Genomic DNA, 23,168 nt, shown 5'->3' on the forward strand with positions numbered 1-23,168 from the left:
CATCCAATCGGTCACGGCGAATCGCTTCGTTCAGAAACGACAAAAGCGAAATGGCACATAAGGCGCCATTTCGCGTTTTTCAAGGCAAAAGTCGAAATTACTTGAGTTCGACCTTGGCGCCGGCGTCTTCCAGCTTCTTCTTGATGTCTTCAGCTTCAGCCTTCGAGATGCCTTCCTTGAGGGCCTTCGGAGCGCCTTCAACGAGAGCCTTGGCTTCGCCGAGGCCCAGGCCGGTCAGGGCACGGACTTCCTTGATGACGTTGATCTTGTTGTCGCCGAAGGAGGCGAGGATCACGTCAAATTCAGTCTTTTCTTCAGCGGCGGCAGCAGGTGCGCCGGCAGCGGCTGCAACAGCAACCGGAGCAGCGGCGGAAACGCCCCACTTTTCTTCAAGCATCTTGGACAGCTCGGAAGCTTCCAGAACGGTCAGTGCGGACAGGTCGTCTACGATTTTGGCGAGATCGGCCATTTGATAAATCTCTCTTTTAAGGTGTTCAGTTCAAACCGGCCCCGAGATGGGACCATGGGATTACGCTGCTTCGTTGCTCTTTTCCGCATGAGCGGCCAACACGCGCGCGATACCACCAGCCGGTGCGACGATGACGGACGCGATACGCGTTGCGGGCTGCTTGAGCATCCCGGCGAGCGTGGCGCGCAGTTCATCGAGCGAGGGCATGGTCGACAACGCCTTGACGCTATTGGCGTCGAGCGCGGTCTTGCCCATTGCGCCGCCGAGAACGACATATTTGGCGTTCTTGTCAGCGAATTTCTGCGCGATCTTCGGCGCAGTCATGGGGTCGTCCGCGTAGGCGATGACGATCGGACCGATAAACAGGTCCGAAATGTCCGCGTGATCGGTTTCTTTAAGAGCAAGCTTGGCAAGACGGTTTTTAGCGACCTTGACGTAGCCACCTGCAGCCTTCACCTCACGGCGAAGCGACTCCAGATTGGCCACGGTCAGACCGGTATTCTGCGCAAGGACGATCGATCCAGCGCCCGCGAGGGCTGACTGAAGCGATGCGACAAGCTCACGCTTTTCCGCTCTTTCCACTGCTAGTCTCCACATTGAGCCCGGCACAAATCATCCGGGCCATTGCCAATTGCTGCCCTCCGATCTCCCCGAAGGGAGGAGAGGGACAACGGTTACATGCCTGTCAACCGTGATGCCCGCGAAGGGCAACTGGCCTGGTTCGAACCGAGACACCCTGCCCTGGCGGACAGGAAATCCTGGTCTTCACCCCATCTATGCTGGCGCCTTGCAGCTTTAAGCCAACCCAGATTGATTGGCACCGGCAGTCTCGGACAGGACTTCTGCCCTTCTTGCGAAGAGCATACCGGGCGGCGAACCGCCCGGAATTCTAGTTAGATGGCCGAAGCCGGCTCAACATGGACGCCAGGGCCCATGGTCGAGGAAACGGCGACCTTCTTGACGTAGGTGCCCTTGGCGCCAGCAGGCTTGGACTTCACGACGGCGTCGGTGAAGGCCTTGATGTTCTGCAGCAGAGCTTCCTCGGAGAAGGAGACCTTGCCGATACCGGCATGGATGATACCAGCCTTCTCGACGCGGTACTCGACAGCGCCACCCTTGGCAGCGCCGACAGCACCCTTGACGTCCATGGTCACGGTGCCAACCTTCGGGTTCGGCATCAAATTGCGCGGGCCGAGGATCTTACCGAGACGACCAACGAGCGGCATCATGTCCGGAGTGGCAATGCAACGATCGAAATCGATCTTGCCGCCCTGGATGATTTCCAGCAGGTCTTCGGCGCCGACGATGTCTGCACCGGCTTCCTTGGCTTCGTCGGCCTTGGCGCCACGGGCGAACACGGCGACGCGAACGGTCTTGCCGGTGCCGTTGGGCAGGCTGACAACGCCGCGGACCATCTGGTCGGCGTGACGCGGGTCAACGCCCAGGTTCATCGCGATCTCGATGGTCTCGTCGAACTTGGCCGAAGCGCGCGACTTTACCATCTTCACAGCTTCTTCGAGCTTGTAGAGCTTGTTGCGGTCGATGCCTTCGCGGCCGGCGGCAACCTTCTTTGCGATCTTTGCCATAGTGATCAGCCCTCGACCTGAATGCCCATGGAACGGGCGGAACCGGCGATCATCGAAATAGCGGCTTCGATGTTGTCGGCGTTGAGATCCTTCATCTTCTTCTCGGCGATATCACGCAGCTGAGCTGTCGTGATCGTGCCAGCCGATTCCTTGCCCGGAAGCTTGGAGCCGGACTTGAGGTTGACGGCCTTCTTGATGAAGTAGGTTACCGGCGGCTGCTTCATCGCGAAGGTGAAGCTCTTGTCGGCAAAAGCGGTGATCACGACCGGAATCGGAGCACCCTTTTCGATCTCCTGCGTGGCCGCATTGAAGGCCTTGCAGAATTCCATGATGTTCAGACCGCGCTGACCGAGGGCCGGGCCGATCGGGGGAGACGGAGTGGCGGAGCCAGCCGGCACTTGCAGCTTTACGTAGCCAACGATTTTCTTTGCCATTTTCTATCCTCTTAGTGCCGAAACCGGCAGTTGAGCCGTGGTGCGGAGTGAGTAGACGGCTTGGCGACCGCCATCTCCTTCCACGGTTTTCGAGACACCGGAGCGTCTCGGTTTTACGCAGCGGAAGCTACGCTGACGCGATCTTGGCTGGTGCCAAAACGCTGATGCGATTTTGGCTGTCGCCAAAACGCTGGGAACCATTTTGGCTTGCGCCAAAAGGTTGATATCAGACCTTTTCGACCTGACCGTATTCGAGCTCCACCGGAGTGGGACGCCCGAAAATCGACACTTCCACCTTGAGGCGGGAGCGCTCTTCGTCGACTTCCTCGACAATGCCATTGAAGCTGGCAAAGGGGCCGTCGGAAACGCGAACGCTTTCGCCAACCTCGAAGCTGACGGAAGGCTTGGGATGCTCAACGCCTTCCTGCACCTGCTGCAGGATCGACATGGCTTCCTTTTCGGAGATCGGCATGGGCTTGTTATCAGCGCCCAGGAAACCGGTCACCTTGGGAGTGTTCTTGATCAGATGGAAAGTCTGATCGGTAAGATCCATCTTCACCAGAACGTAGCCCGGGAAGAATTTGCGCTCGGTATCGACCTTGCGGCCGCGACGCACTTCCACGACCTTCTCTGTCGGCACGATGACGTCGTCGAACAAATGCTCGAGCTTGGTCTGTGCGACCTTTTCCTTGATCGCATCGGCGACCTTGCGCTCGAAATTCGAATACGCCTGAACAATGTACCAGCGCTTGGCCATGCCGCCTCGCCGCTCCTCGTTAGTCGTGAGATCCGCTTAGCGGATCGAAAGCATCAAAGATACCAGCCAGGAAATAATCTGATCCGCCAAAAGGAAGAACACACTGGCAAAGGCAACGAGCACCAGGACCATGATCGTCGAAATCACGACTTCATTCCGGCCCGGCCAGGTGACCTTGGAGACTTCCGAGCGAACCTGCTGGAAGAAGGTGATCGGGTTGGTACGAGCCATAAGCGAATCTGTTCCGGTTATCTTGGTGCAAAACCAAAGGCCGCGCAGGACACCCGCACGGCTGGAGATGGCTATCTAGTGAATCTTAATGCCAATTGCAACATGCAATCTCGTGAGACCAACCACACAGGGCCGATCGGCAAATGCCAGCGCGGTAATCATATGAGGAGTAATCCAAAAATGTTACTTGCCTAGATGTCACGCATGGCTTTGGATCAAATTGTGACGAAATCGCGGCAGGGGCGGGAGGGCTTCCCAATGTCGTTCGAAATCAAGTCGTGCCAGATTCTGCATTTCGGACCACATCGGGCGGTGCCTGGGCGTGTGGTGGGCGCCGTGCGGGTCCGAATCCGCGAAACCTTCATGGGCAATATCACCACTTACTCGCTCGATCTCAAGGTGAAGGCGGATATTGGGACCGTCAGTTCCGAAGCCGTGCGGCAAGCGCTGCTGGCCCATGCCGCCAGGCAGCTGAACAAGCTCAAGGCCAGGCACCAGCCGGTGTTGACGGCGGCCGAGTAGAATTTGGGGCCGTAAGGGATGAAGTGCCCTGCCCCAGCGGATCGCTGGCCGGATCGAGATGCGGATGCAGGAAAGAGAAAGGGCCACCCTGTTGGGCGGCCCGTTTCTTTTGGATCAGACGTACCAGATGCCGTCTGAAATCTCGGGTGCGGTCTGCGCGCGATTCTCGGCACTGTCCGCGAAGTAGAGCAGCAGATCGCTGCGGTCCATCTGGCCGCTGCTGAGCTTCTGGTTCCAGAAGTCAAAGCCGCTCTGGTCGAGCTGGCGTCCCAGCGCGTTCTGGTACAGCAGTTCGATGTAGCGGCCGTTGCTGACGGTCTGCGGCGTGCCGTACTTGTTGATGAACTCGCTCGAATAGATGAAATCGGCGGCCATGCTGTGCGGGTCCTTGCGGCCGGCGTCGAGCGCCTTGATCCACCAGCCAAGGCCACCCGCATCCGGGTCGCGGGCGAAGGCCGCCTGGTAAACGCGGAAACCCATGCCGGCATTGCCATCGACGTCGAAGGCACGGACGCCATCGGAGAAGGCCACGCGTTCGACATTGGCGATATTGGAGTTGATGCCTTCGGCGTTGTTCCAGAACTGCCAGCCTTCGGCAGTCTTGGACTGGCCATAGGTACCACCGCGACCGGGCATGTAGACGATGTCGAAGCCGCTGCCGCCATCCACATAGGTGCTGCCGCGGGTCAGCGTGATCGTATCGTTGCCGGCGCCTGCGTAGACCTGGTCAGTGCCCCCACCGGCAGTGATCGAGTCGTCGCCATCATGGCCGGCCAGGCGGTCGTTGCCGCTCGACGCAAAGACGGTGTCGTGGCCCTGCTGGATGGTGCGATAGAGGCCGGCATAGTCGCCCCAGCTCACATGCTGGCCAACAGTCCCGCCCCAGAGGGAGAAATTGTCGATGGCGCCTTTTAGCTGTTCGCCCTGGAAATACTGAATCTTGGTGACGGTGCCACCAGTCAAGCGGCCGTCGAAAGAATAGGTGAGGCTATAGCCTTCGATCCGGGTCGTGTCATACCCATTGGTGACGGTCATCTGGTTGCTGCCCAGGAACGTCGGGCGCCCGGTCCAGGCGACGGGATCGTAAGTGTTGAAACCGGCGTTGGCGGTAATACGGGCCATTCTCAATTCTCCTCAGCGGCAGCTGCGATAGGGATTCGCGCTGCATTGTGGTGGGCAAGGTGGTGCGCCATTGCGGACGCACTGTGTCATGGGGTGCGTGAACGCTACATGAATGGGCGGTGGCGTCGCGCGTCTGTGCAAAGAAACGGCACCTGTGCGGCTCTGGGCCGGCGACAGGTGCCGTGGAAATAATCGGTCAGAAGCGTGGGTCCAACACCGGGAATTATCCCAGGAAGCCCATGAACCAGAGTACGAGAATGACGGGGATCGGAATACCGATCAGCCAGAGAAGACCGCCTTTGAACATTTTTTTGCCTCCAGTTTAGGTGTGAAAACAAAACGAGGCGGAGACGCGGAAGTTCCCCCGCAAACCGAGATTGAGGCGATGAGGGGATGACGCACGCAGTGATTCCGCTGAGCCCAAGTCATTGAGATGGCTAGACCATCGGTTGTGGATCGCCCGGAAGGGCGTCCAGCGGCGCGGTTCGTTGACCGATGGACTCACGGAAGTTCGCTTGATGCGCCCTCTTGGCGACATCGAGGAACAGCAATGATTTCAATGGGAGAAACTGGAGCGGGTAACGGGAATCGAACCCGTGTATTCAGCTTGGAAGGCTGCTGCTCTACCATTGAGCTATACCCGCCCGGAGCACCGAAGCGAAGGATGGCTTAGCGTAACCAGGCGGCAAAATGCAAGACCGTGCCTGTGGATGAGATGGGTTTTTTCATCTGCTGCGCGATTTCTTTTGGGTAGATGCATCAAGGGTGTTGACACTCTTGCGAGTGGCAACCATAAACCGCCCAACGAAACGCGATGCGCTTCGTTTCCTACCCGGAAATGTGGAGGGGTGGGAGAGTGGTTAAATCCATCAGACTGTAAATCTGACCGCTTAGCGTACACTGGTTCGAATCCAGTCCCCTCCACCACCGGCCTCCCTCAGGGAGGCCAATCGCCCGGAAGACCGGGCTCCCCCAAATCCTAGTATTGCACAGTTTCGGCCTGTTGGCGTCAGCTTCGCTCGCCTCGTCGCCCGCCGCTGCGCCTATGCCTAGCCGTGCAAATTGCCCACGGCCACGCCAACCGTCACGACCGCGCAAAAAACTTTCCCAGCCTAACGCATGTTGTCGATGGATCGCCCCTGCCGCCATAGCGTTAGTGCGGGAGCGGTGTGTGAAAGTATGTCTGCCGGATCCGCCGCCCTTCCAGGCTAGCAATGACAATTGGGACGGACATGGATTTCCGAGGCAAACGCATTCTGGTCGTCGAGGACGATTATTTTCTCGCCAACGAAGTTTGTGATTATTTCAGGCGACACGAGGCGACAATATTGGGCCCCGCCCCCACGCCTTTTTATGCAGCCAACCTTCTCAGCCGGCGCGTCGACGGCGCGGTCCTCGACATAAGGCTGCATTCGGAGACAGTTTTCGAACTGGCCGATCTTTTGCTCGAGCGGGGCACTCCACTCATTTTTGCCACGGCGATGGGAAGCGAACATATTCCCGAGCGGTTCCGCGGAATGCCCTATGTGCAAAAGCCATATCTCTGCGATGAACTGCTGATAAAAATGGACCGGCTGGTTTCTGCCCCGCGCGAGTTGGATAGACCCATCCTGGTCGATACCGCCCTCAAGCCCCGCGAGAGCCAGGACCGGCTGGCGCACCTCTTGATCAGGGTAATGCGGAGGAGGCTGGCGCGGACGGCAACTCCAGATAAGTCGGTGTGAAGCCGCCGATGTCCGCAAGCTTTTGCTGGTCGAGGACCCGGAGGCGCCTTGCCTGCGTCTCGATGAGGCCATCTCTTCGCAGGGCCTGAAGCGTCCGATTGACGTGTACGCTCGACAGGCCCAGATAATCTGCCAGCCGGGTCTGGCTCAGCGGAAACTCGATGATGCCGTCCAATGCGCTGCCGCTGGCGGCAAATCGCCACTGAATTTCGCAGATCAGATGCGCCATGCGCATCAGGGCATTCCTTGAGCCGATCGAAATCAGATGCTCGTCCGAAATTGCCCTTTCCCGCGCGAGGGCGGACAGAACGGCAGAAATGACTTCCGTGTGCTTCTCACTGACGGTCAGGAAATCTCCCAGAGGCAGCGTCCAGAGCGTCGCCGGAGTGAGCGCCATCAACATCGTATCGGGCGGGTCGGACATCAGTACCCCGTACCCACATATTTCACCGGGGAGATAGAGGGCGAGCAATTGCTCGCTGCCGGTGGCGCCGCCACGGTGCCGTCCGATCCATCCTGCACCGATAATCGCCAATCTGTTCTTGAGGGCAAGAGGCGCGCGGGTTGCAATATCCTGACGACTCCAGGGCAAGTCAGAGAGTGCCTCGCCTGCCGCTCCTTTCAAGACACCGCCTCCGGACAGCCTGGCGAGGAAGTCGCCGCCCCGGTCGTTCCGGTACAATTTCATCATCGCTCCAGGGCACTATGAATTGCCAACATGGAGAGAACGCAGCGCATCGCTTTAGGTCCCGCCGCTGGGGTAAAATGACTGTAAGCCAAGCCGGCAGCATTTTGGCCAAACGCCTTAAACGAGCGCGTAGAGGGGAGGTCTGCGGGATAGGTGCGGTGGTCGGCCTCTCGCACGATTGTGGCGACGTCATCGCCACAGGCGGTCGAAGATTAACCCAGGTTAGCGATCCGCAATTATCCCGGGGACGGGAAGCGCACAATTTGCGAGTCGGCGCAGCCGGGACGGCCACGCGCAAATATAGACTCAGACGCCGAGCCCGGGCGGCCTCCTCGATGGCGGGCAAAAAATGTTCTGGCTTGGGCCGTGCATGCGGCATTCAGCCACAAAATGCGCATACTCCCTTACGGAACTTACGCGCATTCACGGTGTTGACGCATTAATAATTGCTGAGGCTAACATGGCGAAGCCGGACGACGACCGCAATCCTTATGCACCGCGAAAGGACACGCCTGTCCCGCCAGTGGGCCCGCATGCGCGCACGGACTTGTTGGATGAGAATAAAGGGACGGGCACTGATTCCCTGGCCGGTGGTGCCAGGGTCGAAAGCGATGTGGGCCCGGACTAAATTGAGCAGAGCAGAAACAAGCCCTAAACTCGGGCTATTGAACCGTCGCGCGTTGCCAATATTATGGCCATCGAACCCTGCCCATTCCATAGACCAAGGGAAGGCGAGACATGAAAGAGCTTAGTGGGCGCCGGATCCTTATCGCTGAAGATGAATACCTCATCGCCATGGATCTGGTGGAAGCACTGGAGTCTCTTGGCGCCGAGGTGATTGGGCCTGTGGGCACCGTCCTGCAGGGCAGCAGGCTGATTGCTGCCGAGAGCATTCACGCGGCTGTTTTGGACGTCAATCTGCAGGGCGAGCTGGTATTTCCGCTGGCTGACGAACTGGCCGGGCAGTCGATACCCTTCGTTTTTGCGACCGGCTACAATGACGGGTCCATTCCCGAACGCTTCGACCATATCGAGCGCTTCGGCAAGCCGTGTTCCCGCGAGGAAATGCAGCGGCTGGTCGACGTGATCACACAATCCGGTGGCGTGGTCGACGTCTAGGGCACCAAGGCCGGAATCACCTTCCGTCCCATCGATACCCGACAGAAAAAGGCCCGCTTGAAGCGGGCCGATCTATTTTAGTGGTGATGATGCTCAGGCATCTCCTTGAGCTGGTCCTTGGTCCAGGTCGTGACCGCATGGACATGGCCATTCTCGTCGCGCATAAACTCGAGATCGCTCAAGGGAACGGCGACCGGCTTTGCGCCAATTCCCAGGAAGCCGCCGACATCGATAATGGCAGTGGTGGACGCGCCAGCGCCGTGCACATGGTCGATCTTGCCGACCTTGTGGTCGTCGGCACCGTAGATGGTTGCATCCTTGAGAACATCCGGGGTGAGTTCGGCAGCGCCGAGGCGCACGTGATTGCTATGATCCATTTAGCTGGCTCCTTCTTTGTATCTCCTGCTCAATCCCGGAACGAGCACAAGCGTTCCCCCACTCACCGAGTGGTGTAGAGGACGACGCCTGCGCCGCGCCGGGTCGAAACCAATTTGGCGCCGCCGGGCCTGACCGTCCGAGAAGAAAGCTGTGCGACAGATCCTTGGGTGTGCGACGCAGACGCAGAAAGGGAGCGAGCCGGCAGGATTTGGCGCCCCTCCCGAAAATGGCGAAACGGGTCCGGGGGAAAACGCCGTTTCCCCTTGCGCAGGCGAAAGTTTGCGATTAGACACTGGCTCGCCTGAAGGGGTTTAGCTCAGTTGGTAGAGCATCGGTCTCCAAAACCGAGGGTCGTGGGTTCGAGTCCCCCAGCCCCTGCCAGGCAATAATCAAGACATCGTTGTGATTGCGCACCGCAGGGCATTGCCGCCATGCGCGAAAGGCGCTACGCGCTTTCTATGAGCCGCAACAAATTTCCGCCCAAGCCCAAATACGACCCCGATGAGGGTCCCGTTTATCTCTATGGCCTGCACACTGTGCGGGCGGCGCTGGACAATCCAGGCCGCACCAAAAAGGAGCTGCTGGCCACCCCCAACGGTCTGAACCGCCTCAAGGAGAGTGGTGATATCGGGCGCGTCAGTGTGCGCGAGACGACGCCCAAAGATCTCGATCGCCTGCTGGGCGGCGAAGCCGTGCACCAGGGCCTGGCGCTGGAAGTCGATCCCGTCAGCCGCTTTGGCCTCGACGACATCCACGCCCTCAAGCTGGTGGTGGTTCTCGACCAGGTCACGGATCCGCACAATGTCGGCGCTATCCTGCGCACGGCCTGCGCATTCGGCGCCGATGCCGTTATCACCACGGCCCGCCACTCGCCCCGCGAAACCGGCGTGATGGCGAAATCCGCCTCCGGCGCCCTCGATCTCGTGCCGATGATCGAAGTCCGCAATCTGGCGGACGCGCTGGAGAAGCTCAAGGATCGCGGCATGACCGTGCTGGGCTTTGATTCGGAAGCATCTGCCCCGCTCAAGCCGCGAACCGACGACACGCCGCTGGCCGTGGTGCTCGGCGCCGAAGGCAAGGGACTGCGCCAGCGCACGCGCGAATTGTGCGACGAGATGGTGCGGCTGGACATGCCAGGCCCGATCAAATCCCTCAACGTGTCCAACGCCGCCGCGATTGCCCTCTTTGCCGCGACGGCCGGGAGAAGCTGATGAGCGTTTTCGAACCCTTCGCCATGGCCCTTCGCCTCTCTGGCGTTACGCTGGAGCAGGAGGCGCTGGAAACGGCGCTGAAGCAGCTGACCTCGCGCTATGAGGCGGAAGATGCCGATGGCAGTTTCTACGCGCAGGTGGATGTTCCAGTGGAACAGCCGGTGCGCGCGCTTCTCGATCTGGCGGAGCGCTCCGGGCCGAGCATTGCCGCAATGCTCGAAGACCGCCGACTTGGCCGGGCCGTTCTCGACATGGCATTCGACTACCCGCCCCATGGCGAAGCAATGTCGGCAAGGCTGCCGGCTCATGCGGTCGCGGCGATTGCGGGCTTTGGGATCGATATCGAGTTTTCGGTCTACCTGACCGATGTCGAAGAAGACGACGAATAGGCGCCCACTGGGCGCCTATTTCTTATCTAGAGCGTTTCCAGGAAAAGTGGACACCACTTTTCCGGTTCGGAAGCGCGAGAAAACAAGGACTTGCAGTGATTTCATCGCGTCAACGACGCGGTGAAATGCTCTAGAGCTGTTCGGCGCTCTCGTCGGCCATTCCAGCGGTGATCAGGTCGCGACCGAAGATCTTCCCGTTGCGCGGGACAAGCCGGACGACCGTGTAGCCCTTTTTCGCCAGCTGATCGAGGAATGCAGGGAGCATGTCCACGGTGCGTTGGTGGATATCGTGGAAGAGGATGATACCGCTGCCCCGCGCATCCAGACGCGCAATGGTGCGCTGGGCGACCACGGCCGCGCTGTCGCGATAATAATCCTTGCTATCGATATCGACGTCGAGCACGACGGCGCCGCTCTGCAACAGATTGGTGCGCAGGAAACCGGTCTGGCTGAGATATGGGAAACGGAAGAAGGGGGCAGCCGCCCTGCCCGACCCTTCGAGCGCGGCGGCAACGGCCTCCTCGCCCTTGACGATCTCGTTGATCGCTTCCTGCCGCGTCAGTTTGGAGAGATCGACATGGCCATAGGTGTGGCTGCCGACGGCATGCCCGCGCTGCGCGACCTGCTGGGCGAGGCGCGGATTGGCCTTGGCGGCCGAGCCGAGCATGAGGAAGGTGGCCTTGACGCCATAATCGTCGAGCGTGTCCAGGATGACAGATGTCTTGCCGACGCGCGGACCATCGTCGAATGTCAGGACGACTTCGCCGGGCTTGAGGACGATGTCGCTGGTGCTGGCGACTGCCAGCGTGCGTCCCGCGATATTGCGCGGCGAGAAAATCTCCCGCGGCAGGGGCTGCTCCATGCGCGCGACGGCAGGGCTCACAAAGGCCGAAGTGGCGATGGGGTCGAGCTTGGCCGTATCGGCCAGACGCGGCTCGGGGCTCACCGGCTTGGCACATCCGCCCAGCAGAGCGCCGGCAACCACAAGAGACAAAACAAAGCGTGAAACCGACACAGCGCCAACTCGGATGAAGCAATCTTGCGTCCGAGAATTTGCGATTATGGTTAATAATCCACTTTCTAAAGATTAAGAAAGTCTTGTTTTCCGGGGGTTTAGCAAGAATTGGCGCGAATAAGTCGTTTGCGCACCCACGTCTGCAACACCGCGCGGGCGACGCGGAGGAGAGCGCCGGGCGCGCCGGCACGGCGGGAGCGATTCCCACGGGTCCGACTGCGTGCTTTCCATTCAAGCTGGGGCTGAATAGCCTGCGAGGCGAATTTTCGGGGGGAATCAGGATGAACTCGAGCGTCACAAGTGAAGCTGCGCCGCGACAGGACTTCCTGCAGCCATTGCTGGCGGGGGGGCTTGCCGCCATTGTCGGCTATGCGAGCACGTTCACACTCGTCCTGGCGGCGCTGACCGCGGCGGGGGCCTCGCCCCAGCAGGCTGGTTCGGGCCTCTTCTCGGTCTGCATCGCCATCGGCATTCTCAATATTGTCGTGGCCGCGCGGGTGAAAACGCCGATCAGTTTTGCCTGGTCGACCCCCGGGGTCGCGTTTCTCCTGACAGTTGGCGAGCCGGTGGGGTCGTTTCCAGCTGTGGCGGGGGCGTTTCTCGTTGTCGCCGTGCTGATCGTGATTACCGGGCTGGTGAAGCCACTGGGACGCGCCATCGCCGCCATCCCCTCGGCGCTTGCCAATGCCATGCTGGCCGGCATGCTGCTGACGCTTTGCCTCGCGCCGATCACCGCGGTGGCCGAAATGCCGATGCTGGCCCTGCCCATTCTGCTGGCCTGGATGATCGCGCTCAAATTTGCACGGCGCTATGCAGTGCCCGTGGCCGTGGTGGTCACCGGGATTATCCTCGCCACCACGACCAATCTGCCCGCCGGAGCGCTGGACGGGGCATGGCCGAGTCTCGTGCCCGTGATGCCCGTCTTCACCTGGGATGCAATCGTGCGAATCGGCCTGCCCTTCTATGTGGTGACCATGGCCTCGCAGAATCTGCCGGGGCTCGCGGTGATGAAAGCCAATGGCTATGATTTGCGCCCGGCACCGCTTTTCGTACTGACCGGCGCCGCGAGCGCGGTAACCGCGTTTTTCGGCGGGCACACCAGCAATCTGGCGGCGATCACCGCAGCGATCTGTGCAGGACCGGAAGCGCATCCCGATCCGGACAAGCGCTGGCCCGCGCCTGTCGCCGCCGGCGTCGTCTATCTGATCCTGGGGCCGGCCGCGAGCATCGCCGCAGCGTTCATCGCCGCCTCGCCGCCCGTGCTCATCCAGGCCGTCGCCGGGCTTGCCCTGCTGTCCAGCCTCGCCTCAGCCTTGTCGGGTGCCCTGGCGGAGGAGCAAACGCGGCTGCCGGCAATCCTCACCTTTGTCGCCACGGCGTCGGGCGTGACCATTATCGGGGTCGGCGCCCCGTTCTGGGGCCTTGTCGGGGGCATCGCCCTGCTGCTCATGCTCCGCACACGGACACCGGCGTGAGTGTCCATGCCGTGATTCTGGCCGGTGGCCTCGGCTCCCGGCTTGGGCATGTGCGCAAGGCCGACCTCATTGTCGACGGACAGAGATTGATCGACCGCGTCGCGGGTCGGCTGGGCGGAATAGACGGAACCCTGCTGGTTTCGACCGGCACCCACACAAGGCTCAAGCTGCCGGCCGGAGCCATCGGCGTGCCGGATGCCGAAATGCAATCCAGAGGCCCGCTGGCCGGAATCACCGCGGCCGCGTCCTATCTTCGCGAGATGGGCATAGCGCGCGACGTCCTTGTGAGCGTCGCGGTGGATTCGCCCTTTCTCCCCGAGGACTATGTTCCGCGCCTTACCCAGACGCCCGAAGACGCGGCCTATGCCAGTTTCGGCGACGCATTTTATCCAACCAATGCGGCTTGGCCGCTCGAATCTCTTTGGTCCGCTCTCGCGATTCACCAGACGAATGCCGGTCCGAAGTCGATTCTGGCGGCGATTGGAGCGCGACGGGTCGACTGGAGCCAACTCTTCACGGAAGACCCGTTTGCCAGCCTCAATAGCCTCTCAGACCTCATCGAAATGCAGCGCAGGGCACAAAAAGCCTGAGAGCGCGGGCGTTTTCCGCCGAGCCGGCGTGTGAGAAAAACCCGCCAAAGCGCCGCCGCGATTGAGCTTTCCCAATTTTATTCACAGGCAAATGCATTGGGGGCTTGGCAAACCAAATCAGTCGGGGTACATCGACCTCGCCTTCAGCAAGAAGGCACACCGAAAGGCCCCTACCAAAGGCCTACCGAAAAGTGTTCCGCGATAGCTCAGTTGGTAGAGCGTTCGACTGTTAATCGAATGGTCGCTGGTTCGAGTCCAGCTCGCGGAGCCATTCGGGGTGTTCCACCCCGACACCCTTCTCCACATTGCTGAATAATTGCGCATATGGTGCGGCGGCGATTGCCCTTGTTGGCAAGCCGGGTTAGGAGGGGCCATTCCTCCACGGACAATTCTGACATGAGTGCGAATACCGGGCCCGCGACCGCGTCGGGGCAGACCACAGCCTTGGGCATCATCTTCGCGGTGAGCGGCGCGCATCTGCTCAATGACCTGCTGCAATTCCTGCTGCCGGCGCTCTATCCGCTGCTCAAAGAGACCTATGATCTCAATTATCTGCAGATTGGTCTGTTGACGCTGGGTCAGCAGATCACCGCCTGCATTCTTCAGCCCCTATTCGGGTTGCAGGGCGACCTCAAGCCAAAGCCTTTGTGGCTTCCGCTGTCGCTCGCGATCGTCAGCGTCGGCGTGGTGGCGCTGGCAACGGCCAATGGCTTTGCGCTGCTCATGGTGGCCGCCGTAGTGCTGGGAATCGGTTCGGCGCTTTTCCACCCGGAAGCATCGCGACTTGCGCGCCTCGCCTCAGGCGGAAAGCTGGGCTTCGCCCAATCGCTGTTCCAGGTCGGCGGCAATCTCGGCACGGCATTCGGACCGCTGGCTGCGGCGCTGATCCTCCTGCCGCTGGGGCAGTTCACGACGCTATGGTTCGTGCTCGCAGGGTTCGCCGGTGTTGCGCTGCTGAGCTATGTAGGCCGGTGGTATGCCGAGCACCAGCGCCAGATTTCCTCTCGCCCTGCCGTCGCGCCACGCAAGCCCGCTTTGTCGCGCGACCGGCTGATCGTCGCCTTCGCCGTGATCGGGGCCCTGCTGCTCAGCAAGTTCATCTATATCGAGACGCTCAAGAGCTATTACTCCTTCTTCCTGATCGAGAAATTCGATCTCTCGGCGCAGGACGCGCAACTCTATCTCTTCCTGTTCCTCGGCGCGGTTGCGGCCGGCACTTTCATTGGCGGGCCTGTCGGCGACCGCTATGGGCGCCTGGCGGTGATCTGGGTGTCGATCCTGGGCTCCCTGCCCTTTACCCTCCTCATGCCCTATCTCGACCTCTTCTGGACGGCGACGATGAGCGTGATGACCGGGCTGATCCTCTCCTCCGCATTTTCGGCCATGGTGGTCTATGCCCAGGAACTGGTGCCCGGAAAGGTCGGCATGATTGCAGGCTTCGTCTTCGGTTTCGCCTTTGGCGTGGGTGCGCTCGGCGCCGCCGCCATGGGCGCGCTGGCCGACTGGATCGGCATCGTGGCGGTATTCCAGATCTGCGCCTTCTTGCCAGCGCTGGGATTCCTCACCATCCTGCTGCCTCGGACAGCCGAACTTCATCCTGAAAGCCGGGAGAAACTGGCATGAGCGACCCCACCCAGATCGACAGTGACAGCCAGATCACGCTGACGCGCACCATTGGCGGCAATATCAGCGATGTCTTTGCTGCATGGACCGACCCTGCCCTGATCGAACAATGGCAGGTGGACGAAGCCGAATTCGACGGCTTCGAGGGCGGCCAATATCGCTTCGTCACCTATGGCGAGGAAGACGACGAGGCCGACCACGAGGTGACCGGGGAAATCCTGAAATTCGTCGAAGACGAAAAGCTGGTGATGAGCTGGATGCATCGTGACGAGGAGGACGACACGGAATTCCTCTTCGTCATCGAGGTCACGTTCAAAGCCATCGACGACGACAATACGGCGGTGACGCTGGTCGAGCGCGGCCTGCCCCATGCGGATGCGCAGACGCGCATCTTTTCGATGGAAGCCTGGAGCGCGGCGCTCGAGCAACTGGCCGAATTGATGGAATAGCACCAAGGTGAACCGGATGGCGCGACAATGCGTATAGCATGGCGCCACCGGAGAGCCGCCTGTGTCCAATTCCCGTACCGCCCTTGTCTGGCTGCGCAATGATCTGCGCGTGGCCGACAATCCGGCCCTTCTGGCCGCCACCCGCTCGGCGGAAACAGTCACAGCCCTCTATATCCACGAAACGGATACCGGCCTCCGCCCAATCGGCGGAGCGGCGCGGTGGTGGCTGCACCAGAGCCTTGAGCGATTTGAGGAGACCCTTGCCGGCCTCGGCATCCGGCTGATCGTCCGTGAGGGCCTGGCCGGCGAAGTCCTTCGGGCTACCCTTGCGGAACTCGGCGCGGACCAGGTGCACTGGAACCGACGCTACGGCCCGGCAGAGCGCGAAATTGACAGCGCCATCAAGGCTGACTTGCGAGACCGTGGGGTGGAGGCTCTCTCCCACACCGGCAATTTGCTGGCAGAACCGTGGTCGATAAAGAATGGCCAGGGCAAGCCATATTCCGTCTTCACCCCGTTCTGGAAGACGCTGCGGGATGTTCCTGTCGCGCCGCCGTTGCCCGCACCCCATGCCATGGGCAAGGTGATTTCCGCCGAAGGCGCGGACCGGGAATACACCGAACCGCACTGGGCGGGAAAGCTCCACGCCCATTGGGATATCGGCGAAGACGCCGCAGGGCAGCGCCTCGCGGAGTTTCTCGACGAGATGGTGGCGGACTATCCCGAGGCGCGCGATATTCCGGCCAGGGACGGCACGTCTCGCCTTTCACCCCATCTGCGCTTCGGCGAAATCAGCGCCCGCCAGATCTGGCATTCGTCGCGGCTCAAGGCGGACATGCAGCCGGACCTTGCTGGAGGAATCGACAAATTTCTCTCCGAACTCGCCTGGCGGGACTTCAGCTACAGCCAGCTTTATCATCGCGAGGACATCGCGCAGGTGCCGATGCAGCAAAGATTCGGCGCGCTGACATGGCGGATGGCTCCCGGGGATCTCGAACGCTGGCAGCGCGGACAGACGGGCTTTCCGATCATCGATGCGGGCATGCGCGAGATGTGGGAAACGGGCTACATGCACAACCGTGTCCGCATGCTGGTGGCGTCGCTCCTGACCAAGAACCTGCAAATCGACTGGCGGCTGGGCGAAGCCTGGTTCTGGGATTGTCTGGTCGATGCGGACATCGCCAACAATGCGGCGAGCTGGCAGTGGGTCGCCGGCAGCGGGCTCGATGCTGCCCCCTATTTCCGTATTTTCAACCCGGTGACGCAGGGGGAAAAGTTCGACGCGACGGGCAACTACGTTCGTAAATGGGTGCCGGAGCTTTCCCGCTTGCCGGACAAATGGGTGCAGAAGCCTTTCGCCGCCCCATCGGCAGTGCTGTCCGAGGCGGGGGTTTTGCTGGGCAAGACATATCCCCTGCCCGTGGTCGACCTCGGCTTGTCCCGGCAAAGGGCGCTGGATGGGTTCGCCCGATTGGGGGAATGAATTTGCCGGTTGCACGAAAGGACGATGGCTGCCTGCTCCCAAGGTGGAACGAACCGGAATGTCGTGCTGTTAGAGACGTTTGAGGCTTGTTCAGCCTCGGCACCGCCCGTAAAACTGCCGCACAGCACAAATAAAGATCTGACATGGCCAGCAAGCACGACGACCTTATCTCCGCCATCGGCAATACGCCGCTCATTCGGCTCAATCGTGTCTCGGCGCTAACCGGTTGCGATATCTGGGGTAAGGCGGAGTTCTTGAACCCCGGCCAGTCGGTGAAGGATCGCGCGGCGCTGTTCATCATCCACGATGCGGTCAAGTCCGGGGCCTTGAAGCCTGGCGGCACAATCGTCGAGGGGACAGCCGGCAATACCGGCATTGGGCTGACCCTGGTCGCCAATTCGCTCGGCTTCAAATCGGTGATCGTCATTCCCGAGACGCAGAGCCAGGAAAAGAAGGACGCGCTGCGGCTCTATGGGGCAGAGCTGATCGAAGTTCCGGCCAAGCCCTACAAGGATCCCAATAATTACATCAAGATTTCCGGGCGGCTGGCGGAGAAGCTCAACCGGGAGCTCCCCAATGGCGCAGTCTGGGCCAACCAGTTCGACAATGTGTCGAACAAGCGCGCACATGTGGAAACCACCGGGCCGGAAATCTGGCAGCAGACCAATGGCCGCATCGATGGCTTCATCTGCGCCGTGGGTTCGGGTGGCACCCTTGCCGGCGTTGCCGAGGCCCTGCGCGCGCGCAGCGCTGACGTCAAGATCGGCCTGGCCGACCCAGAAGGCGCGGCGCTCTACAATTTCTACGCCAATGGTGCGCTGGCCTCGAGCGGCAATTCGATCACCGAGGGTATCGGCCAGGGCAGGATTACGGCCAATCTCGAAGGCCTGACGATCGACAACCCCTACCAGATTTCCGACGCCGAAGCCCTGCCCTACATTTTCGACCTTCTCGAACATGAGGGGCTGTGCCTCGGCGGTTCGAGCGCGATCAATATCGCCGGGGCGGTGCGGATGGCGCGTGATCTCGGTCCGGGCAAGACCATCGTCACCATCCTCTGCGACTATGGCAATCGCTATGCCAGCAAGCTTTTCAACCCGGCCTTCCTGCGGGAACGCAATCTTCCTGTTCCGCCCTGGATGGAACAAAGAACGCCGATCGACATTTCCAGCGTGATCGTCTCCGAGTAGCGCGCCCTTCCATCACAGTCGGCCTATCCCCATTTAGGCTTAGGATTGCGGCGCGCTCTCGAGGTGGTAGAGTGCGCGCCTGATGCGCAAGGGGGCAAGTTGTTCGGCATAGACGATATCCTGCGCGCCATCGTTGCAGATCTGCATTTGTTGGCCGCGCTCATGGCGGCCATTTATCTTCTCGCTTTCATTTGCGCGGTTCGCGAAATCCTGAATTCGCGAACCTCCCAGGGATCGATCGCCTGGCTGTTGTCGCTGGCGCTGCTGCCCTTCCCCACCGTTTTTCTTTACATGATCTTCGGCTGGAAGTTTTTTGACGACTATGCCACCGACCGGATCAAGAACGGACGCGCGGACAGGCCGTTGCGCGCCAAGGATCTGGCGCTGATTGACCGTGAAACCACGGATAAATGGCCGGTCCAGGCGCAGGTTTCCGAGCTGCCATTCCTGCATGGCAACGATGTTGAACTACTCATCGATGGCAAGGCGACCTTCGACTCGATCTTCGAAGGGATCGAGGCGGCACAGGAATATCTCCTCGTTCAGTTCTATATCGTTCGCGACGACGAACTGGGCCAGCAACTGGCAGAGCGGCTGATCGCCAAGGCGCGACAGGGTGTGCAGGTTCGTCTGCTCTATGATGATATCGGCAGTACCGGCATGCCCAAGCGCTTCCGGACGCAGTTGCGCGACGCCGGGATCAAGGTCGCCGGCTTCAACCAGCGCCACAAATTCCTGCGGGTCTATGGGCCGACGCGGATGAACTACCGCAATCATCGCAAGATCGTCGTGGCCGATGGCAAACACGCCTGGGTCGGTGGGCACAATGTGGGCATCGAATATCTGGGCAAGGATCCACGCTATGGCCATTGGCGCGACACCCATGTGCGCGTTTCCGGCCCGGCGGCTCTGGGGTGTGCGCTGCTCTTCCGCGAGGACTGGGAATGGGCCACCGGCGAAAGACTGCCGGCCAACCCGCCCAAGGAGCTTGAGACCCCGGGCGATCAATCCGTGCTGGTCATGGGCAGTGGCCCCGCCGACAAGCTCGAGGAATGCGCCATTGCCTATGTCGACCTGATCGGACGGGCGCGCGAGCGCCTATGGATCGTGAGCCCCTATTTCGTGCCTGACACGGACATCCGGACGGCGCTGTTCGCGGCGAGATTGCGCGGGGTGGATGTGCGGATCATGCTGCCCGACAACCCCGACCACGCCCTGGTTTGGCTGGCAAGCATGGCCCATGCTGACGGCATGGTGGAGCATGGTATCTCGGTCTACCGCTATACGGACGGGTTCCTGCACCAGAAAGTGGTGCTGATGGACGATGAGATCGCCACGGTGGGAAGCGTCAATTTCGACAATCGCTCATTCGCGATCAATTTCGAGATCACGCTGTGGTTCGCCGATCGCAAGACCGTCGACGCCGTCGAGGCGATGCTGCTCGAGGACTTCAAATCCTGCCGCGAGGTCAGCTCGTCGGAGCTCGAGACCAGACCGATGACGCTGTATTTTCTCACCCAGGCGGCCCGGCTCCTGTCACCGCTCCTGTAAGGCGTTCGCCGAGAGCATTTCACCGCCTAGTTGACGCGACGACGTCACGCTAAGTCCGTGTTTTGTCGTGGTGCCCACATTTCCTCGAAGCGCTCTAGCGGATCGGCGGGGCGTAGAGCAGCCCCCCATTGCTCCAGAGAGCGTTTTGGCCCCTCAGCATGGCGGCGCCGGTCTGCGACCCGAAATGGCGGTCATAGAGTTCGCCATAATTGCCGACCGCGCGAATGGCATCGCTCATGAAGGAGCGTTTGAGGCCCAATGGCGCGCCGAAATCGCCCTCCACGCCAAGCAGGCGGCGGACTGCCGCAGTGCGCGCAGCCGAAAGCGACTCGATATTGAGGCTGGTGACGCCCACTTCCTCGGCATTGATCAGGGCGAAAATGGTCCAGCGAACGATATTGAACCACTGGTCGTCGCCCTGCCGGACGACAGGACCGAGCATTTCCTTGGAAATGCGCTCTGGCAGGACGCGATGCTGGGGCGGATCGGGAAGGTCGCGGCGGATGGCCTGCAGCTGGCGGCCCGGCGCGGATACGACCTGGCAGAGCCCGGCGCGATAGGCAACAGCCAGATCGGCGACCTCTTCATAGACCACTTCTTCGAAGCTGGTCTGGTTGGCAAAGAAGAAATCGTCGAGCGCCTTCAGTTCTCCAAAACTGTCGGCAACGCAGATGCTGACATTATCCAGCTCATAGGCCGAAACGACGCCGAGAGATTGCGGCACCAGAAACGCCTGGCCATCGAAGAAGCTCGTGGCGACATAACGCGCGCCAAACCGGGTATCGCGGCCCGCCGTCCAGGCGCCATTGCGCATCAGCACGTCGACCGTTTCCGTCTGGAGCGGCGCAAATCGGGCCTCTCCACGATAGGAGCGGAACTCGATGAGATCGGGATTGCCGAATATGCCGGCCGCCAGGGCGCGGCACAGATCGACATCGAATCCCGACCAGCGTCCATCGGCATCCTGCTGCGCGAAGCCGGCAAGCGGATTGCTCGAGCCACAGATAAGGAAACCACGTTCGCGCACGGTATCGAGCGTCTGTGCGGCGGCGGGAGTGCTCGCCAAACCGGCAAACACCGTCAGCGCGCATAGCAATTGCTCTAAAAAATGTCTCACGACGCCAACTTCTTTTGCAACAGCTTGGCATATTGGCAGGCGGGAGGGAGGGGTCAAGCGGCTCGCTCGCCTGACCCCAGGAGTTTGTGCAGCAAAGACTCAGTGCAGGATCTGGCTGAGGAAGAGCTTGGTGCGCTCGTGCTGCGGGTTGGAGAAGAAATTATCCGGATCGTTCTGCTCGATGATCTGCCCCTGATCCATGAAGATCACGCGATTGGCCACTTGGCGGGCAAAGCCCATTTCGTGGGTCACGCAGAGCATGGTCATGCCATCTTCGGCCAGGCTGATCATCACTTCGAGCACTTCCTTGACCATTTCCGGGTCGAGGGCTGAGGTCGGCTCGTCGAACAGCATGATCTTTGGCTGCATGCAGAGTGAGCGCGCAATGGCGACGCGCTGCTGCTGGCCGCCGGACAGCTGGCCCGGGAATTTATTGGCCTGCTCGGGAATTTTCACCCGCTCCAGATAGTGCATGGCCGAATCTTCCGCCTCGGCCTTTGGGGTGCCGCGCACCCAGATGGGCGCGAGGGTAAGGTTTTGCAAAATCGTCAGGTGTGGGAAGAGATTAAAGTGCTGGAACACCATGCCCACCTCCCGGCGCACTTCATCGATGCGCTTGAGGTCGGCGGTAAGCTCGGTGCCATTGACGATGATCTTGCCCTGCTGATGCTCTTCTAGCCGGTTGATGCAGCGGATCAGGGTCGACTTGCCGGACCCGGACGGCCCGGCAATGACGATCCGCTCGCCCCGCATCACTTTCAGGTCGATGTCGCGCAGCACGTGGAAATCGCCATACCATTTGTGCATGCCGATAACATCGATGGCGACGTCCGTGTCGGACACGGTCATGTTGCTGGTGTCGATGGCGCGATCTGCGCCGGTGGTGATGTCGCTCATCGCGTTACCTCTTGTGGCCAGTGTCCAGGCGCCGCTCCATGAAGATGGAATAGCGCGACATGGCAAAGCAGAAAATCCAGAAAACCATGGCGGCGAATAGATAGCCGGTTATGGCCTGTGTCGGGGACGCCCAGTTGATGTCCGAACTGGCCGCCTGCACCGTGTTGAGCAGATCGAAAATGCCTACGATGGAGACGAGAGAGGTGTCCTTGAACAGGGCAATGAAGCTGTTCACGATGCCCGGGATGACGTGCTTGATGGCTTGGGGCAGGATGATCAGCCCCATGGATTTCCAATAGCTCAGCCCGAGCGCCGATGCCGCCTCATATTGCCCGCGCGGCAGCGCCTGCAGGCCGCCGCGAACCACTTCGGCCAGATAGGCCGAGGAGAACAGCGTGACGCCGACCAGGGCACGCAGCAATTTGTCGACCGTCGTACCCTGAGGCATGAACAGCGGCAGCATGATCGAGGCCATGAACAGGACCGTGATCAGTGGCACCGCCCGCCAGAGCTCAATGAACATGACGCAGAGCGTCTTGATGATCGGCAGTTTCGATTGCCGTCCCAGTGCCAGAAGAATCCCGAGCGGTATCGAGCAGATAATGCCCACGAGGGAAATGACCAGGGTGACGAGCAGGCCGCCCCATTGCTCGGTGGGCACGGACCGAAGGCCGAATGCGCCGCCATTGAGCAGGAAGAAGCAGACAATTGGATAAACGACGAAGAACAGGATGGCGTTGAGCCGCTTGAACGGGACGCTGGGGATCAGCAGCGGCGCAATCAGCAGGGCACCGAACAGGAACACCAGATTGGGGCGCCAATATTCGGACGGCGGATAGAAGCCATAGATGAAAAAGCTCATGCGGGCTTCGATATAGGCCCAGCATGCCCCTGCCCCCAAGGCGCGACAATCCTCGACCGTGCCGCCCGGTGGCACCGCATGTCCGCCAAGAAAGGTGGGCATCACGAAACCATAGATGGGCGGAATGGCCCAGAGCAGGACAATGACCGCCACGACGGACAGCAGGGCATTTCCTGGTGTGGAGAAGAGATTGCGCCTGAGCCAAGCGATCGGTCCGGCATTGTTGACCGGGGCCGGCTGAGGGGCAACCATTTGACTGCGGACAAACATGCTTGTCATTGGCTGC

General features: G+C 60.6%; 25 protein-coding genes and 4 tRNA genes. 15 read left to right on the forward strand and 14 right to left on the reverse strand.

Going from position 1 to position 23,168, the window contains the following annotated elements; all coding sequences use genetic code 11:
- Positions 1 to 97: 97 nt before the first annotated feature.
- From rplL to secE, 6 genes are all read right to left on the reverse strand, one after another.
- Positions 98 to 469 (reverse strand): 50S ribosomal protein L7/L12, encoded by a 372-nt coding sequence (rplL, locus tag N0P34_RS13275; RefSeq protein ID WP_275603709.1) that lies wholly within the window; start codon positions 467 to 469, stop codon positions 98 to 100.
- Positions 470 to 529: 60 nt separating this feature from the next.
- Entirely contained in the window at positions 530 to 1,051 is a 522-nt protein-coding gene (rplJ, locus tag N0P34_RS13280) for a 50S ribosomal protein L10 (RefSeq protein ID WP_275603710.1), read from the reverse strand.
- 311 nt (positions 1,052 to 1,362) lie between these two features.
- Complete coding sequence (gene rplA / locus N0P34_RS13285) at positions 1,363 to 2,055, reverse strand: 50S ribosomal protein L1 (RefSeq protein WP_275603711.1); 693 nt, start codon at positions 2,053 to 2,055, stop codon at positions 1,363 to 1,365.
- Positions 2,056 to 2,060: 5 nt separating this feature from the next.
- The gene (gene rplK / locus N0P34_RS13290) at positions 2,061 to 2,489 is read right to left on the reverse strand and encodes a 50S ribosomal protein L11 (protein WP_275603712.1); all 429 of its coding nucleotides are present in this window, start codon (positions 2,487 to 2,489) and stop codon (positions 2,061 to 2,063) included.
- Between the two features lie 226 nt (positions 2,490 to 2,715).
- Positions 2,716 to 3,246, reverse strand: a complete 531-nt coding sequence (nusG, locus tag N0P34_RS13295) for a transcription termination/antitermination protein NusG (protein ID WP_275603713.1) — start codon at positions 3,244 to 3,246, stop codon at positions 2,716 to 2,718.
- A gap of 36 nt (positions 3,247 to 3,282) precedes the next feature.
- Positions 3,283 to 3,477 (reverse strand): preprotein translocase subunit SecE, encoded by a 195-nt coding sequence (secE, locus tag N0P34_RS13300; protein WP_275603714.1) that lies wholly within the window; start codon positions 3,475 to 3,477, stop codon positions 3,283 to 3,285.
- A gap of 258 nt (positions 3,478 to 3,735) precedes the next feature.
- On the opposite strand from secE, the gene N0P34_RS13305 reads away from it, so the two are divergent.
- A complete protein-coding gene (locus N0P34_RS13305; protein ID WP_275603715.1) occupies positions 3,736 to 3,999 on the forward strand; it encodes a hypothetical protein in 264 nt (87 codons plus the stop codon).
- A gap of 114 nt (positions 4,000 to 4,113) precedes the next feature.
- Here the strand turns inward: N0P34_RS13305 and N0P34_RS13310 are convergent, their stop codons facing one another.
- Together N0P34_RS13310 and N0P34_RS13315 are read right to left on the reverse strand one after the other, a co-directional pair.
- Complete coding sequence (locus N0P34_RS13310) at positions 4,114 to 5,121, reverse strand: DUF4214 domain-containing protein (protein WP_275603716.1); 1,008 nt, start codon at positions 5,119 to 5,121, stop codon at positions 4,114 to 4,116.
- Between the two features lie 570 nt (positions 5,122 to 5,691).
- A tRNA-Gly gene (locus N0P34_RS13315) sits at positions 5,692 to 5,765 on the reverse strand.
- Positions 5,766 to 5,963: 198 nt separating this feature from the next.
- Between N0P34_RS13315 and N0P34_RS13320 the strand changes: the two genes are divergently transcribed.
- Together N0P34_RS13320 and N0P34_RS13325 are read left to right on the forward strand one after the other, a co-directional pair.
- Positions 5,964 to 6,048: transfer RNA gene (locus N0P34_RS13320), tRNA-Tyr, on the forward strand.
- Between the two features lie 305 nt (positions 6,049 to 6,353).
- Positions 6,354 to 6,845 carry a hypothetical protein gene (locus N0P34_RS13325; protein WP_275603717.1) on the forward strand — a complete coding sequence of 164 codons (492 nt, stop codon included), beginning with the start codon at positions 6,354 to 6,356 and terminating at the stop codon, positions 6,843 to 6,845.
- On the opposite strand, the gene N0P34_RS13330 is transcribed toward N0P34_RS13325, so the two are convergent.
- Complete coding sequence (locus N0P34_RS13330) at positions 6,790 to 7,527, reverse strand: Crp/Fnr family transcriptional regulator (protein ID WP_275603718.1); 738 nt, start codon at positions 7,525 to 7,527, stop codon at positions 6,790 to 6,792. The two genes, N0P34_RS13325 and N0P34_RS13330, sit on opposite strands and share 56 nt — an antisense overlap.
- Positions 7,528 to 8,271: 744 nt before the next feature.
- Here N0P34_RS13330 and N0P34_RS13335 point away from each other — a divergent pair.
- Positions 8,272 to 8,652, forward strand: a complete 381-nt coding sequence (locus tag N0P34_RS13335; RefSeq protein ID WP_275603719.1) for a response regulator — start codon at positions 8,272 to 8,274, stop codon at positions 8,650 to 8,652.
- 77 nt (positions 8,653 to 8,729) lie between these two features.
- Here the strand turns inward: N0P34_RS13335 and N0P34_RS13340 are convergent, their stop codons facing one another.
- Positions 8,730 to 9,029 (reverse strand): PRC-barrel domain-containing protein, encoded by a 300-nt coding sequence (locus tag N0P34_RS13340; protein WP_275603720.1) that lies wholly within the window; start codon positions 9,027 to 9,029, stop codon positions 8,730 to 8,732.
- Between the two features lie 306 nt (positions 9,030 to 9,335).
- Between N0P34_RS13340 and N0P34_RS13345 the strand changes: the two genes are divergently transcribed.
- The 3 genes from N0P34_RS13345 to N0P34_RS13355 all read left to right on the forward strand — a co-directional run bounded on the left by N0P34_RS13345 (position 9,336) and on the right by N0P34_RS13355 (position 10,630).
- Positions 9,336 to 9,411 (forward strand) — tRNA-Trp (locus N0P34_RS13345).
- Positions 9,412 to 9,488: 77 nt separating this feature from the next.
- Positions 9,489 to 10,241: a 23S rRNA (guanosine(2251)-2'-O)-methyltransferase RlmB gene (gene rlmB / locus N0P34_RS13350; RefSeq protein ID WP_275603721.1), complete on the forward strand. Its 753-nt coding sequence runs from the start codon at positions 9,489 to 9,491 to the stop codon at positions 10,239 to 10,241.
- On the forward strand, positions 10,241 to 10,630 hold the full coding sequence (locus N0P34_RS13355) for a hypothetical protein (RefSeq protein ID WP_275603722.1): 390 nt from the start codon (positions 10,241 to 10,243) through the stop codon (positions 10,628 to 10,630). The genes rlmB and N0P34_RS13355 overlap by 1 nt, the downstream gene beginning before the upstream one ends.
- A gap of 130 nt (positions 10,631 to 10,760) precedes the next feature.
- Here the strand turns inward: N0P34_RS13355 and N0P34_RS13360 are convergent, their stop codons facing one another.
- On the reverse strand, positions 10,761 to 11,645 hold the full coding sequence (locus N0P34_RS13360) for a polysaccharide deacetylase family protein (protein ID WP_275603723.1): 885 nt from the start codon (positions 11,643 to 11,645) through the stop codon (positions 10,761 to 10,763).
- A 281-nt stretch (positions 11,646 to 11,926) separates the two neighbouring features.
- On the opposite strand from N0P34_RS13360, the gene N0P34_RS13365 reads away from it, so the two are divergent.
- From N0P34_RS13365 to cls, 8 genes are all read left to right on the forward strand, one after another.
- Complete coding sequence (locus tag N0P34_RS13365) at positions 11,927 to 13,120, forward strand: benzoate/H(+) symporter BenE family transporter (RefSeq protein ID WP_275603724.1); 1,194 nt, start codon at positions 11,927 to 11,929, stop codon at positions 13,118 to 13,120.
- Positions 13,117 to 13,710: an NTP transferase domain-containing protein gene (locus N0P34_RS13370; protein ID WP_275603725.1), complete on the forward strand. Its 594-nt coding sequence runs from the start codon at positions 13,117 to 13,119 to the stop codon at positions 13,708 to 13,710. Before N0P34_RS13365 ends, N0P34_RS13370 begins: the two co-directional genes overlap by 4 nt.
- 195 nt (positions 13,711 to 13,905) lie before the next feature.
- Positions 13,906 to 13,981: transfer RNA gene (locus N0P34_RS13375), tRNA-Asn, on the forward strand.
- Positions 13,982 to 14,106: 125 nt separating this feature from the next.
- Positions 14,107 to 15,333, forward strand: coding sequence for an MFS transporter (locus tag N0P34_RS13380; RefSeq protein ID WP_275603726.1), 1,227 nt, complete (start codon positions 14,107 to 14,109; stop codon positions 15,331 to 15,333).
- Positions 15,330 to 15,782, forward strand: coding sequence for an SRPBCC domain-containing protein (locus N0P34_RS13385; protein WP_275603727.1), 453 nt, complete (start codon positions 15,330 to 15,332; stop codon positions 15,780 to 15,782). The genes N0P34_RS13380 and N0P34_RS13385 overlap by 4 nt, the downstream gene beginning before the upstream one ends.
- A 61-nt stretch (positions 15,783 to 15,843) precedes the next feature.
- Entirely contained in the window at positions 15,844 to 17,265 is a 1,422-nt protein-coding gene (locus N0P34_RS13390; protein WP_275603728.1) for a deoxyribodipyrimidine photo-lyase, read from the forward strand.
- A 143-nt stretch (positions 17,266 to 17,408) separates the two neighbouring features.
- Positions 17,409 to 18,455 carry a cysteine synthase A gene (locus N0P34_RS13395; RefSeq protein WP_275603729.1) on the forward strand — a complete coding sequence of 349 codons (1,047 nt, stop codon included), beginning with the start codon at positions 17,409 to 17,411 and terminating at the stop codon, positions 18,453 to 18,455.
- 99 nt (positions 18,456 to 18,554) lie between these two features.
- Complete coding sequence (gene cls, locus N0P34_RS13400) at positions 18,555 to 20,006, forward strand: cardiolipin synthase (RefSeq protein ID WP_275603730.1); 1,452 nt, start codon at positions 18,555 to 18,557, stop codon at positions 20,004 to 20,006.
- A gap of 94 nt (positions 20,007 to 20,100) precedes the next feature.
- Here the strand turns inward: cls and N0P34_RS13405 are convergent, their stop codons facing one another.
- From N0P34_RS13405 to N0P34_RS13415, 3 genes are all read right to left on the reverse strand, one after another.
- Positions 20,101 to 21,123 carry a transporter substrate-binding domain-containing protein gene (locus tag N0P34_RS13405; RefSeq protein ID WP_275603731.1) on the reverse strand — a complete coding sequence of 341 codons (1,023 nt, stop codon included), beginning with the start codon at positions 21,121 to 21,123 and terminating at the stop codon, positions 20,101 to 20,103.
- A 99-nt stretch (positions 21,124 to 21,222) separates the two neighbouring features.
- Positions 21,223 to 22,020 (reverse strand): amino acid ABC transporter ATP-binding protein, encoded by a 798-nt coding sequence (locus tag N0P34_RS13410; RefSeq protein WP_275603732.1) that lies wholly within the window; start codon positions 22,018 to 22,020, stop codon positions 21,223 to 21,225.
- Between the two features lie 4 nt (positions 22,021 to 22,024).
- Positions 22,025 to 23,161: an amino acid ABC transporter permease gene (locus N0P34_RS13415; RefSeq protein ID WP_275603733.1), complete on the reverse strand. Its 1,137-nt coding sequence runs from the start codon at positions 23,159 to 23,161 to the stop codon at positions 22,025 to 22,027.
- Positions 23,162 to 23,168 lie beyond the last annotated feature (7 nt).

Source organism: Devosia sp. FJ2-5-3, assembly GCF_029201545.1.
Taxonomy (GTDB): domain Bacteria; phylum Pseudomonadota; class Alphaproteobacteria; order Rhizobiales; family Devosiaceae; genus Devosia.